15 protein-coding genes are annotated in these 13774 nt (G+C 29.5%); 3 read left to right on the top strand and 12 right to left on the bottom strand.

Annotated features, from left to right (window positions below; translation table 11 throughout):
* Positions 1-87: 87 nt before the first annotated feature.
* The 4 genes from LG649_RS13030 to LG649_RS13015 all read right to left on the bottom strand — a co-directional run bounded on the left by LG649_RS13030 (position 88) and on the right by LG649_RS13015 (position 3321).
* On the bottom strand, positions 88-1659 hold the full coding sequence (locus tag LG649_RS13030) for a tetratricopeptide repeat protein (protein ID WP_226544258.1): 1572 nt from the start codon (positions 1657-1659) through the stop codon (positions 88-90).
* A 145-nt stretch (positions 1660-1804) separates the two neighbouring features.
* Positions 1805-2065 (bottom strand): 50S ribosomal protein L27, encoded by a 261-nt coding sequence (rpmA, locus tag LG649_RS13025; protein WP_044633057.1) that lies wholly within the window; start codon positions 2063-2065, stop codon positions 1805-1807.
* 40 nt (positions 2066-2105) lie between these two features.
* Complete coding sequence (gene rplU, locus LG649_RS13020; protein WP_226544257.1) at positions 2106-2765, bottom strand: 50S ribosomal protein L21; 660 nt, start codon at positions 2763-2765, stop codon at positions 2106-2108.
* A 100-nt stretch (positions 2766-2865) separates the two neighbouring features.
* A complete protein-coding gene (locus tag LG649_RS13015) occupies positions 2866-3321 on the bottom strand; it encodes a DUF4199 domain-containing protein (RefSeq protein WP_226544256.1) in 456 nt (151 codons plus the stop codon).
* A gap of 130 nt (positions 3322-3451) precedes the next feature.
* Here LG649_RS13015 and LG649_RS13010 point away from each other — a divergent pair, with 130 nt between their 5' ends.
* Both LG649_RS13010 and LG649_RS13005 read left to right on the top strand, forming a co-directional pair.
* Positions 3452-3946, top strand: a complete 495-nt coding sequence (locus tag LG649_RS13010; protein ID WP_226544255.1) for a heavy-metal-associated domain-containing protein — start codon at positions 3452-3454, stop codon at positions 3944-3946.
* A gap of 93 nt (positions 3947-4039) precedes the next feature.
* Positions 4040-4480 (top strand): hypothetical protein, encoded by a 441-nt coding sequence (locus LG649_RS13005; protein WP_226544254.1) that lies wholly within the window; start codon positions 4040-4042, stop codon positions 4478-4480.
* Between the two features lie 3 nt (positions 4481-4483).
* Here LG649_RS13005 and LG649_RS13000 read toward each other — a convergent pair whose 3' ends face one another.
* The 4 genes from LG649_RS13000 to LG649_RS12985 all read right to left on the bottom strand — a co-directional run bounded on the left by LG649_RS13000 (position 4484) and on the right by LG649_RS12985 (position 8729).
* Positions 4484-4900 carry a hypothetical protein gene (locus LG649_RS13000; protein WP_226544253.1) on the bottom strand — a complete coding sequence of 139 codons (417 nt, stop codon included), beginning with the start codon at positions 4898-4900 and terminating at the stop codon, positions 4484-4486.
* A 100-nt stretch (positions 4901-5000) separates the two neighbouring features.
* Positions 5001-6143, bottom strand: a complete 1143-nt coding sequence (locus LG649_RS12995; protein WP_226544252.1) for a tetratricopeptide repeat protein — start codon at positions 6141-6143, stop codon at positions 5001-5003.
* On the bottom strand, positions 6136-8367 hold the full coding sequence (locus LG649_RS12990) for an energy transducer TonB (RefSeq protein WP_226544251.1): 2232 nt from the start codon (positions 8365-8367) through the stop codon (positions 6136-6138). Before LG649_RS12990 ends, LG649_RS12995 begins: the two co-directional genes overlap by 8 nt.
* Positions 8368-8369: 2 nt before the next feature.
* Positions 8370-8729: a BlaI/MecI/CopY family transcriptional regulator gene (locus LG649_RS12985; protein WP_226544250.1), complete on the bottom strand. Its 360-nt coding sequence runs from the start codon at positions 8727-8729 to the stop codon at positions 8370-8372.
* A 141-nt stretch (positions 8730-8870) separates the two neighbouring features.
* On the opposite strand from LG649_RS12985, the gene LG649_RS12980 reads away from it, so the two are divergent.
* Positions 8871-9374: a DUF456 domain-containing protein gene (locus tag LG649_RS12980; protein ID WP_226544249.1), complete on the top strand. Its 504-nt coding sequence runs from the start codon at positions 8871-8873 to the stop codon at positions 9372-9374.
* A gap of 231 nt (positions 9375-9605) precedes the next feature.
* Here LG649_RS12980 and LG649_RS12975 read toward each other — a convergent pair whose 3' ends face one another.
* From LG649_RS12975 to LG649_RS12960, 4 genes are all read right to left on the bottom strand, one after another.
* Entirely contained in the window at positions 9606-10277 is a 672-nt protein-coding gene (locus LG649_RS12975) for a response regulator (RefSeq protein ID WP_226544248.1), read from the bottom strand.
* Between the two features lie 25 nt (positions 10278-10302).
* Positions 10303-12150 (bottom strand): tetratricopeptide repeat-containing sensor histidine kinase, encoded by a 1848-nt coding sequence (locus LG649_RS12970; protein ID WP_226544247.1) that lies wholly within the window; start codon positions 12148-12150, stop codon positions 10303-10305.
* An 85-nt stretch (positions 12151-12235) separates the two neighbouring features.
* Positions 12236-12382 carry a hypothetical protein gene (locus LG649_RS12965; RefSeq protein ID WP_226544246.1) on the bottom strand — a complete coding sequence of 49 codons (147 nt, stop codon included), beginning with the start codon at positions 12380-12382 and terminating at the stop codon, positions 12236-12238.
* A 322-nt stretch (positions 12383-12704) separates the two neighbouring features.
* Positions 12705-13709: a LacI family DNA-binding transcriptional regulator gene (locus tag LG649_RS12960; RefSeq protein ID WP_226544245.1), complete on the bottom strand. Its 1005-nt coding sequence runs from the start codon at positions 13707-13709 to the stop codon at positions 12705-12707.
* Positions 13710-13774 lie beyond the last annotated feature (65 nt).

Raw genomic sequence — 13774 nt, 5'->3', positions numbered from 1 at the left:
AACGGTAATTTACAAGTGAAATTCACCTATAAATGATAGCAACATTAACAATGCAATAACAATGGATTGATGTTTTTTTAAAAACAGCTAAAGGTTTAAAATATAAGCTTGTAGATCGTCTTTTGAAGATAGCGGAAGCTTCTTACGCATTCTATATCGGGCTATACGAACACTATCGGGCGTAATATTTAAAATAGAAGCAATGGCTTTAGACGATAAGTTTAAACGAAGTAACATGCATAAACGCATTTCGGACGATGTTAACTCTTCGTGAACTTGAGTTTTTAAATTTTTAAAAAAGCTAGGGTTTATTTGACTGAAATATGCCATGAGTTCTGTCCACTCATTTTCTTTTGATAAATCAGAATTAATAGTTTTTACAATATCTTTAAGTTTTGTTTTTACTAACTCTGGGTTTCTGCTTTTTAAATTATTTAGTGTTCTAGAAATATCGGCTAACAATTTATTTTTGTGCGCTAAGTTTAAACTGTAATTGGTTAAAGCAGAAATTTTAATATCTATTTCTCTTTTTAACGAGGCTTCTTCGGCAGTTTTAATATCTAAATCTGCTTGTAATAATTGCTGCTTATATGTTAATAGTTTTTGCTCTTGCTTTTTTCGCTTTTTTAAATGTATTACACCAATAACAAACACTAAAATTATAGCTAAACCTATTATAATTATCGCTATTTGTCGTGTTTTATTTATTTGATTTTGCTTGTTTAATATAGCTACTTGGGCTTCATTTTCTTTTACATTGTAAAGCACTTCCATAGCGCTTACCAATTGTGTGTTCTGGTTTATAAGCTGCTGTTCGCTAATTAAGTTTTGCTTATTTAGGTATTCGTATGCTTTCTTATAATCTTGAAGTTCTGCATAAGTTCTAGCCAAATCTTTAAGTGCGCTTTCTTCTTGTTGTTTATTATTTTGAGATTGGGCTAAGTTTAAAGCTTCTTTTGTTAATTTAAGGGCTTCCTTATATTGATTTTGTTTTCGGTAAACATCGGCAAGATTATTAATTATATTAATTTTTAAATCTGACGCTTTTGCTGATTCAAAACTATATGCTTTTTTAAAATAGTTTCTAGCTAAATCGTACTGCTCTAAATCCTCATAGATGCTTCCTATGTTTTCGTTTGTTAATGCAATTCCCGTGCTATCATTTAAGCTCTCAAATAATTGTAAACTCTCGTTTTGATAGCCTAAAGCTGCATTATAATTACTTTGCTTTTCGTAAACACTTCCTAAAATAGCATTTGCTGTAGCTAAACCTGTTTTATAGTTAATTGATTTTGCTATTGAAACACTACTCTGGCAATATTGTAAAGCTTCAGCGTATTGTTTTAAATGTAAATGAATAAACGCAATTTTGTTATTAGCATAAACAAAAAGTGTATCTTTTTTTAAATGAATCTGTTGTGCGTTGTGGTAATTTTTAATGGCTTCACTATCTAACCCTAAATCTTTGTAAAAATTAGCTAAATAAATGAAGTTTTTTGCGATGCCTAAAGTATCATTTTCATGTTTTGCTAAATTAAGCGCACTTTTTATAGTATTAATTTTAGATATAGCATTTTTAGACACTATATCTTGGGCGCTTAAAAGCTTAACGCCAAAAATAACAATCAGTAAAAAATAAAATGTTTTAGTAGAATTCACAATTGGTTAGTGTAAAATTCTCAAAGAAAGAACTCGCACTTTACTCAAATGTAGTTACAATATTAATTTACCATTAATAATGCAAAAAACCCTTCCTGAATAAACAGAAAGGGTTTTTTAAAATAATTTCTTAAGAAAAATTTTCTTAAGCCTCGAAAGGCTCGATAGAAACGTAAGATTTGTTATCTTTTTTCTTAGTAAACTTTACAACACCATCTACATAGGCGTGTAATGTATGATCTTTTGAAGAATATACGTTTTCACCTGGGTGATGAGTATTTCCTCTTTGTCTTACGATAATGTTACCAGCTTTAGCAGCTTGACCACCAAAAATCTTAACACCTAAGCGTTTCGATTCTGATTCTCTACCGTTCTTAGAACTACCTACTCCTTTTTTATGAGCCATTGTTTTAAGGTTTTATTGTTATACTTAAGTGATTTTGCAATTAAGCTTTACCACCATCTAATTCGTCTTGCCATTTCTTTAACTCATCCCACTTACCATCTGCAGCTAATTGAGCTTGTGCTGGCCAAGTATCAGTTACGTGGTTACCACGAACACCAGAGATAATTTCAGAAATTTTAGCAGCATCGGTTTTTGCTAATTGAGCGAAAGTTGTAATTCCAGCTTCAGCTAAAGTTTCAGCAATTTTAGGTCCGATACCTTCTACTTTCTTTAAATCATCACCTTTAGATGATTTTTTAGGAGCTGCCTTTTTAGCTTCAGCTTTTGGAGCTGCTGCTTTTGGTTCAGCTTTCTTAGTTTCTTTTTTGGGAGCAGCTTTTTTAGCTCCAGAAGCTACAATACTTTCAATAACGATTTCTGTTAAAGATTGTCTGTGTCCGTTTTTCACACGGTAACCTTTACGTCTTTTCTTTTTGAAAACTATAACTTTATCACCTTTAAGGTGCTTTAAGACTTTTGCTCCAACTTGAGCTCCGTCTATAGCCGGGGCGCCTACAGTAACATTGTCACCATCACCTAAAAGAAGAACGTTATCGAAAGATACTTCTTTCCCTTCTTCAGTTTGTAAACGGTTAACAAAGACTTTTTGGTCTTTTTCAACTTTAAATTGTTGCCCTGCTATCTCTACAATTGCGTACATAGCGTAACGTTTATATTAATTAATATTATTAAATAAATACGCCTAAACCTTAATTTAAGCGGGTGCAAATATACTGCTAATTAATTAATCTACAAACGTTTTAATGGTTTTCAACTAAATTTTTCGATTTTTTAAACAATTGCATCACTGTTAAGGTTGTTACTACCGAAGTTGCAAACCCCATAATAGCTACAACAGATGTAACCATTCCTACATTTGCATTTAAACCTGTTGCGTGCATTTTATTAATTAGTTCTGGCAAAAAACCTGGATTAATTTCGGTAGAATATACTAAAAAGAACACCGAAAAAATAATAGTGGCAATAAAGCCCGTTATTATACCAAATTTAAATGCTTCTCCATAATCAAAATTAATTTCGTCTTCTTGTTTCTTAAATTTCACAACTTCATAAATACCTACGGCAGTTATAAAGGCATTAAAAAAACTAAATGCTGGGTTTGTGTGTTTATTTACTAAAGCTAAAACTAGAAAATAAGCTATTAAAGTAAATCCGGTTATTAAACCTAACCGTAATGGAAGTGATAATTTTTTCATAATTTCATTTTTTTTGGTTCCTTTCAATTTCGGAAAAAAAGAACAGAAAAAAGAATTTTTAAGAGTTTTTAACCTATTAACCTCCTAATATTTAGTAATTTTGTATTAATTCCTATAATTTAAAGAAAAAATGAAAACCATAAAACTATCATTATTCATAGCCTTATTAGTACAGTTTGCAATTAGTTGTAAAAGTGAAGTTAAGCAACCCGAAGTTAAATCTGTTGCTATTGAAACTGAAGTTAAAAAAGAAATAGATCCAAACGCCACATATGCAAAAGCAGAATTTACTATTGATGGTATGACTTGCGAAATTGGCTGTGCAGCAACCATACAGAAAAAAATAGCTAAAATGGATGGTGTAAAATCGGCGAAGGTTGATTTTGATAAAAAATTAGCCATGGTAGAATATGATGAAGCTAAAGTAAATCCAGAAAAATTAACTAATACTGTTACCAATGTTGCAGATATTTACAAAGTAAGCAACATGAAAACAGTTGATGCTTTTTCTACAGAAAAAAAGTGTAACGACGATTGTAAAAAAGCATGCTGTACCAAAACCGAAGGCGAAAAAATGGCGTGTAAGCCTGATTGTAAAATGGAATGTTGCGCTAAGAAAGCATAACACCTACAATATTTAAACTGCTTCTTAATAGGAAGCAGTTTTTTTATGACTAATAATTAGTATTTTTGCTAAAATTAAAAAGAAAGACACCCTATGTATTCAGTTTTACAATCCGTTCATTCCTATTGGGCATTTTTAGTATTAATTGTTTTAGCTATTGCTGCTATTAACGCTGTTATAAAAACTTTAGGAGACAAAGAATATCAGGCTACAGATTTTAGAAAAGCTTTATTTACCTTAATTGTTACGCACATACAGTTATTAATTGGCTTAATACTATATTTTGTTTCTCCTAGATTACAACTATTTGCAGAGTTAGGTATGGGTGGTGTAATGAAAGACGCTTTAAACCGTTTGTACTTAGTTGAGCATCCTGTTATTAACATAATAGCAGTAGCTTTAATTACCATTGGGTATTCTAAACACAAAAAGAAATTAACATCAAAAGCAAAATTTAAGCTAATTGCTATATTTTACAGTATAGGTTTAGTATTATTACTTTCAAGAATTCCTTGGGGAGTTTGGCTAAGCTAATAACTAATTTGCTTTAATTATTATAGGTAAACTAAAAGCAGAGTTTACATGTTGTCCACGTTTTATTGCGGGGTAAATTTTAGGTAAAGAGTCTAAACTTTTTACAATTATGTCTTCTATACCAGAAAGTTCTTGGTGTGCAGCACTATCCATTTTTGTATCAGTTAGTGTTAAAACCCCGGTTTTTGATAGCTTAAAGTTTAAAATAATAGTATCTGTTATATCTTGAGTAACTGTAATTTGTTCTTGCTTTAAAAACTCCCAAATATGTAAGGCTAAACTGTTTTGAAAACAATCTTTTCTTTCCTGTTTTAGCGTAATAGAATCGCAGCTAGAAAAACTAGGGTATTCATCAACATCGTTCCAATTAAAAGCTTTTAATTCTTCGTTTAAAATATCTTGAGATGATGTTTTTTTCATCTTGAAATACTCACACGAGGTAAGTAAAAAAACAGGAAGCAGAACAAAAATTAATCTCATAAATTATAACTGAAACCGAAATGTACAATTTTTTTCGTTTTTAGTCTTTCTTTTCTCCTTCATTCACAAATTTTTCTTGTTTTAGCTTAGAAATTTTTTGTTCAACATACGTTACTAAGTCACCTTCTGGAAATTTTTCTTTTAAATTTTGATAAACTCTAATCTTTTCATCAATATCTTTATAATAATTTTCTAAAGTTATAGCTAATTGAAAATGAGCATACTCATTTGTTGGATTTTCATTTATAGCTTTCTTTAAAACTTCAATAGATTCGGTATATTTATTTTGATGGTTTAAAGCGGTGGCTAATTTTAAATACTCACGATCTAAAGGTTTATCAAGAAGCAACAGTGCATCTTGCATATACATTTCGGCATTTGTATAATCTTTTAATTCTAAATAATAAGTACCAATACTGTATTTTATTTCAGCATTTTTAGGATTGTATTTTAACAATTGTAAACTATATTTTAAAGCCTCTGGATACATAAAATGTTTTGCATAGCATAAGCTTAGTTTTTCAACAATATATTCCGATTCTTCACCTAATTCAATCAGTTTTTCAAACCAAATAATTGCATTTCTGTAATCTTGCTGCCAAAAATAATTTTGAGCTTTTAAGCTTATCAGTTTTAAATTATTGGCGTAGAATTTTAAACCTTTATCTACAAAAATTGTAACTAAATGGTGTTCTCTTTTTTCTAGATGATGCTTTGCTATTTTATACAAACTTTTTTGATGGATTGTATCTAGCTTATAAGTTTTGTAATATTCATTAATTGCATTATTATTTTTTTGCTTTTCTAAAACCAACCCTAATTCATAATGAAAATTAGGGTTGGTACTATCCTTTTCAATTAGTTTTTTAAAAACTGCCGAAGCTTCATTATATTTCTTTGTTGCCGCCAAAAGCTTAGCGTAATTATATTTAATTAAAGCATCATCTGGATTTACATTAACCGACAATTTATAATAATTTAAAGCATCATCGTAACTACCCAATGCTTCGTAAGATTTAGCCATTTTATAATAAATGTCTTCTTGGTTATTGTAACTCTTATACAAAGTAATGGCTTTTGAATAATTGCCGACTGCAAATAAACTATCGGCTGAGTTTAAAACTGATGTCTGAGCCTGAATTTTAAACACAATAAAAAAGATTAAAATATGTATTTTATTCATCTTTATTCTGATCTGATACATTAAAGATTATTGGTAAAGCATAAGCTACATTTACTTTTTTCCCTTTTTCTTCTCCAGGAATCATTTTAGGTAAACTATTTACAACACGCTTTGCTTCTGCCTCTAAATCTGGATGAGATGCACGAGAGCGTACACCTATTACATTTCCGTTTTTATTAATTTTAAAAATTACATTAATACGCTGTCTTCCTGTTAAACCTTTACTAGATGCTATTTTGGTATTAAAATTATCGGCTACAAAGGCTGAAACCTGTTCTGAAAAACATTTACGTAGGTCTGTATTTGTTTTTAAATTTTCACAGCCTGGAAAAACAGGAACTTTTTCAATCACCGAAAATGGCACATCAACCATATCTTCTGTGTTTTCTGTTTTTACAACCTCAATCATTTCTTTATTTACCTTATCTGCAACCTGAAAAATAATTGGTAAACTATATGGCACATTTACACTTTTACCTTTATGTTTTCCCGGAACCATTTTTGGTAAAGTTTTTACAACACGCTTTGCCTCTGCTTCTAAAGCTGGATGTGGTGCCCTAGAACGTACAGCTATTACATTTCCGTGGGTATCAATTTTAAAAATTACATTAATACGCTGTCTGCCCGTTAAACCTAAACTATCGGCCATATTAGTATTAAAGTTTTTATTTACGTGTTCTGATATTTTTTTAGACATACAAGAACGTTTTTCTTCTACGGTTTGTAAATCTTGGCAACCTGGAAAAACAGGAACTTCATCTATTACAGAGAAAGGCACATCTATGGTTGTATTTTCAACCACCTCAACCTCTTCTACATCTATAACTGGCTTGTTAAATGTTAGTTTTGTAGACATTGTTCCATCTGTAATTAGCAATGCATTAAAATAATCATCATTTTTAATAGTATTTATTAACTTTTCTTCTCGTTGCTGTTCTGATGTAGTTAAGTTTTTTACATCGTTTACAAGTAGTCTTAACACCCCATTTCTTGTTCCATTTTCCCATCTTTTTTTAGCTTCATCTGTTTTCTTATAATCTAAGTATTCTTGATAGGTTTTGTATAACTTCGGAAACTCATTAACAGCAGAATCTGAAATAATATCATTTACAGATTGCTTCTGGCTTTTAAACTTTCCACTTCCTATATAATCATATAAAGCCAATCTTTTTGCTAAATCTGCTTTAGACAAGATATAAACCTCATTGCTTCCAAGATATTCTTTAAAAAGCTCTGGTATAGATTCTGTTTTAATGCGCTCTACTAGTTTTGTTTTATATTCTTTAATTAAACTCTTTAATAAAACATCTTGTGCATGTATATTTATTGTTGATTGATTTTCTGCTTTAAATGAAGACGATGTATACACTAGCATACCAACTACCACAGGAATTAAAATAGCATACTTAAATAAATAAATTTGTTTTGACTTTGATTTTTGTAACATAACGATTCGTTTTTTGATTAATGATTGATTGTAAAATGGATTGATGAATGATATACGCTTGGTGGCAAATACCTGCGCTAGTAAATTTTGATAATAATCATGTTTATTTTGATGCTTTATGGCCTGAGAATCGGCTGTAAATTCATGAACTGTTGTTATTTTATTTTGATATATGTAAACCAACGGATTAAACCAAAATGCAATACGAAGCAACTCAAAAAACAACAAATCGATTGTGTGTTTATGGTTTACGTGCACACTTTCATGTTTTAAAATAGTTATCTTATCACGCTCGCTTAATTCATCACCTAAAAACACATAATTAAAAAAAGAAAATGCATTTGTTGTTTTTAACAACTTAACTAAGTTTAATTTTCCGTAACGTATTTTAGAGTTATTCCTTATAAGTTGTAAAACCTTAAAAAGCTTTGCTAAAAAAAGACCAAAAGCTACAATTACACCCAAGCAAAATAAATTTTGCCATGTAAATATTGAAATAGCTTGTGTTGTTTCTGTTTCAAGAATTAAAGGGCTTAACTCTTTCACATCATTAACTTTAGGCCCTAAAAATACTTCAGGTAATGCTATAACAAATTCCTGTGCCACCGCATTTTTAAAACCAGATATTTTTATAAATGGTAAAATAAACGATAAGATTACGGTTACTAAAAGATATGCCCGATTCCAGTTAAAAAACGTTTCGCGTTTTAAAAACAAATCATAAACCACAATAAAAAACAGCTGAAACGCTATTGTTTGTAGTAAATAATGTAGCATAATTAAGGTTTTTTATTAATTTCCTTTAACACCGATTCTAGCTCGTTTACGCTTATATCGTTTTTTTTCATGAAAAAGGATACCATGCTTTTAAACGACCCTTGAAAATAACCATCAACTAACTTGTTTATAGTTTGGTTACTATAATCTTGTTGCTTCAAAATTGGGAAATAAATATGTCCTTTACCTTGCTTTTCGTAATCTACCGCTCCTTTACTCTCTAAAATTCTAACAATTGTAGACACCGTATTGTATGCCGGTTTAGGTTCCGGAAATTTTTCAATTATAGTCTTAACATTAGCTTTTTTAAGTTGCCAAAGTATTTTCATAATATCTTCCTCGGCTTTAGTAAGTTGAATCATGTTTTATCTGTATTTAATTTTTAACTAAAAATTTAGTTCATCAAATGTAACTAAAAATTTAGTTAAAACTAGTTTTTTAGTTTAAAATGTAACATTTGGCATAGTTTTTAGTCTATTTAACTATATCAAATATTCTTATTTATGGAGATTACTTTACTTATTATAAGCTTATTATTAATGTTTTTAGGGGTTCTTGGAAGCTTTTTACCTGTTTTACCTGGACCAATTACTAGTTGGTTAGGACTTTTTGTTATTAATTTTACAGATAGTGTTAATTTAAGCTCTACGTTTTTAATAACGACAGGGCTTATCGCGCTTATTATTTATGTACTTGATTATATAATTCCTGCCCTTGGAACTAAACGCTTTGGTGGAAGTAAATATGGTGTTATTGGTACTACTGTTGGTCTTATTGTTGGTTTAATAGCTCCAATTCCTGCTGGCATAATTGTTGGGCCATTTATAGGCGCATTATTGGGTGAATTATTTAATAAAAGCGATACTAAAACGGCTACTCGAGCTGCATTTGGTTCATTTTTAGGATTTATAACTTCAACTTTTTTAAAATTTATAGTTGCAATTATCTATTTCGGACTATTTATTGGAATCGTTTGGGAATATAGAAAGGTTATATTTAGTTATTAAAATGAAGAAACCCTGTGGGTCTCTCACCTCCACAGGGTTTTGTGTAAATTGCTATTATCAACAAAAAAATGAGGGATTAATTAATTTTTTTGAAGCATCATATTACAAAGATACTTAATAGTTTTGATTTACAGTTGTGGAAAACCCGTAAAAATCTTACGGACAGACACCAAAAGACACTCAAAACAAGGCAATTAAGACTAAATAAAAACTAAAAAATTATTTATTTTTTTAAATAAAGCCTTTTTTTCTTGCTTCGCTTATTAATGTTTCATCTTGACCGTCCTCCACATCAAAAATTTCTCTTAAATGTTTTTTTCGTTTTTCAACAGCACTTAAAGAAATATTTAAATGAGGAGCTAAGTTTTTAGTTTTAACACCTTGGGAGAGTAAGTAAAGTATTTTTCTGTTTTTTTCATCGATAACAATATCGCTTGTTAAGGATTTTCTAATATGTTGATTTACCGTACCACTATAAAAAGGAGGATTGTATAATACGGCCTGAAAAGCACTAGCTAGTTCGCTAGATGTTAAATCACTTTTAATTAAAAATCCTTCAGGATCAATGGTTTTTATAATATTGTGAATTCTAAAAGATTCGTTAAACATTGTAAGAACAATAATTTTTGCCTTTGGAAGTACTTTTCGAGCATATTCTGCAATGTCTTCACCAGAACTCATTTTTCCATCAGTTGATGGAGGTAAACTAATATCAACAAATAGCACATCATAATGAGTTTGTTGAACAGATTTATTGATATAACTTAAAGCTTCATCGCAATTATTTGCTATATCAATTTTAAGTTCTTGATTATCTTTTTTGGTGAATAACAAAGTGTTTTGGTAGCCTTCAATAATCATTGGATGATCATCAATCATCAATATTTTTATGCTTTGGGTCATGCTAAAGTAAAAAAAGTTCGTTTTTTTAAGAGATTAATGGAGCCTCTAAAGTTACACTTGTTCCTTTATTTTTTTTAGAATTAATTGTTATTGTACCATTTATTTCAAGTATTCTTGACTTTATGTTCTTTAATCCTATTCCTGATTTGACTTTGGAAACATCAAATCCGGCACCATCATCTTCCATGGTAATGCAAATTACATCTTTTTTCAAATTAAAACTAATATTGACCTGTGTTGCGTTAGCATGTTTGTATATGTTGTGTAAAGATTCCTGAATTATTCTGTAAATATGAATTTTGGTTTTGTTAGAAACATTGTCCCAATTTATTTCTGTGTAATGATTAAACGTATATTTTAAATTATATATTGCAGATTTACTTTCAATTAAATTGTGTATAATATCTTTAAAACCTCCCCCAGAAACAAAATCGGTGTTTAACTCATGAGATACTTTTCTTATATCTTCTTCTATATTTTTTAATTCACTTATATATTGACTTCGCGTTTGCACTGCTTCGTCTCCAGTGTTAAAATTTAAACTATCTAAACTTAATCTTGTACCAAATAATCTTCCCAAAATACCATCATGAAGCTCTTGTGATATACGTCTTTTTTCTTGTGCTCTGGCTTCCTCAATATTTAAGTTTTGAGTTAACATGAGGTTATAAATTTCTTCGTTGCTTTCTTGTTGAGACTGCTTAAATTGTAATACTTTATTTTTTTCGCGTTGCTTAAGAAATAAATATATTAAAACAGCAATTATTAAAATAATTACGGATAATGAAAAAAGAAACCTCACTACTTTTTCTTTTTCGATGTTTTCTTTCTCTATAGCTTCTGTTTCAAACTTAATACGTGCAAATTTATCACGCTTTTCACGTTCACTTTTATATAGACTATCACTTAAAGCAATATACTCTAATAAATATTTACGTGAAATTTCTCCATGTTCTATTTTTGAAACTAGTAACAACGATTTAAGCATATCATCATTATTATAAAATTCTGATAGATTTTTAGCTTTATAGGCATAATATTTTGCAGAATCAATAATGCCTTTTTTATGATAAAATTCGGCTAAACGTTGGTGTATTACAATAGCATCGTACGTATCGTTAATACTATCGCTTAATTTTATAGCTTTTAAATATAACCCTGGTAAACGATCATGTTTATTTGCAAGATCTAAAGCTTGAGCGTAATTACCCATTGCTAGAACCTTTACACCAGGATATCTATCTAACAATTCTTTATTGGCTAATATGGTTTCATATTGTTTTATTGCTGTATCATAATCGCCTAATGTAATATATATATTGGCCAAATTATTTTCGGATAAACCAATACTTCTTACATAATCTCCTTTTAAACCTTTTTTTAAATCGAGCCCAATATTGTGATATTTTATAGCTTCATCAAATTGTTCTAACTCACCAAAAAGAATTCCTAAGTTATTATAGATATACGCCTTATACTGCCTTACTTTATTAATTGGATTTAGGCTTTCTAGTAAGGCAAGCGCTTGAAATGAAGTTGTTTCACTGCCAGTATAATCTTTATCGTAGGTTTGGCAAACTGCAATACCAAACATTGTAATTGCAGTTTCATATTTTAAATTATATTGTTTAAAAACCTTTTCTGCTTTTTGGAAATAAACATAAGCACTATCGGTATTTAATAATTTTCTATAATATTCGCCAACTACATAATTTTGCTTGGCAATATTTAAAGAATCAGAAGGCTTTAAAGTTTTTAAAATTGTTTTTACCGAATCTATTCTTTTTAAACTATTATCATTTTGTGCAACAGATACATTTACAGTAACAATAAAGAAAATTATGATTTTAAAATACTTCAATATAAATTTCATTTACTATCAAATGTATTTATATTTTTAAAATAAAAAAAGCCTTACTAAAAATAGCAAGACCTTTTATTGTAAAATCTTATTTTAATTAATCTTGACCTTTTCCTCCTGTGTGTTGTGTTTCTTCTGTTTCTGGTGATTCTAATACATCTCCTTCGTCTAAATCTTGTTTAGTACAAGACGCTAATGTTAAAAAAATAGAGGCTAATAATAAAGTAGTTTTTAAGGCTTTCATATATTTCAGTTTTAAAGGGTTAACTATTTAATTTATTTACACTAAGGCTTAAAATGTTTTTAATAAAAACATCTTAGCATTAATTGATAAATGGAATAATTAATTTTTAAAACTAAAAGCTTTATAAGGCTCAGGTTTTAAGATAAGGGAATATTTTTTCGCAAAATTGAGATCAGTAATAATTAAGGGTGTAAAACTACATACTTAATTGTTAATGACTCCTTTAAAGTAGATAATAGTTTAATATATTTTTGAAATATTCGATAAAATACACTAATAATCGGTGTATATCAGCAAAAAAACAACACGAGAAGTATTAAGATTACAAAATAGATTTAGTTTTCACCAAACTAGTTTTAATTATATTGGTTTTAACATCGTCGCTTGCTGGTGTGTTGTGCATTCGCTGTATAAGTAATTGAGCTGCAGTTTCTCCAATAGTTTTTGCATGTTGCCTAATAGTAGTAAGTTGTGGCAAAGTATGGTTGGAATCAGATTTACTTGCAAACGCTATTACAGAAATATCTTTTGGAACTTTTAAGCCTAAATTTACGGCTGTATTTAAAGCTATTATTCCTGAAGAACTATCGGCAGCCAAAACAGCATCAATTCCTGGATTCTTTTTAAAAAATGATTTAATCTTCTTTTGATGGTCGTCTTTCTTCTTAATTTTTAAAACTAAAGGCTCTTGGTTTTTATGTTCTAGAATTGCTTTGTTGTAACCGCGCTCCCTAAGTTTACCAACGCTTAAATCGTTTATACAACTTATAAATGCAATTTTTTTTCGGTTTTCTCCAAATAAAAGTTGTGTTGCGTTATAGGTAGCATCAAAATCATCAACAATAACTTTATCGCACATAACATCGTGAGCTACTCTATCAAACATTACAATAGGTAAACCTTGATTAATGGTTTTTTTAAAATGCTCTACTTCGTTTGTTATTTGAGTTTCTTCGGCTACAGATAAAATAAAACCATCAACACTTCCACTAGCTAAAAGTTGTAAGCCTTCTTTTTCTTTTTTTAAAGATTCGTTAGAAATACACGTAATGATATTGTAGCCATGTTTATTCGCTTCCCGCTCTATACCAAAAAGCACTTTTGCCAAAAACCTATTTAAAATATTAGGAATAATTACACCTATGGTTTTTGTTTTATTTTGTTTTAAACTTAATGCAACTTTATTGGGTTTATAGTTATACAATTCAGCAAGTTCTTTTACACGCTTTATTGTTGCCTCTCCAATTTCTTCACTGTTGTTTAATGCTTTAGAAACCGTGGAGATCGAAACGTTTAATTCTTTTGCCAATTGCTTTAGTGTAACCATAAATACCCGAATTTAAGTGCCGCAATTTACAAAATAACTTTTTTGATTGGACGAAAAAAGAAAAC

This window comes from Neotamlana laminarinivorans (assembly GCF_020523925.1).
GTDB classification, from domain to species: domain Bacteria; phylum Bacteroidota; class Bacteroidia; order Flavobacteriales; family Flavobacteriaceae; genus Neotamlana; species Neotamlana laminarinivorans.
The sequence above is the reverse complement of the archived record's forward strand: the minus strand, read 5'-3'. Positions and strand labels throughout refer to the sequence as shown.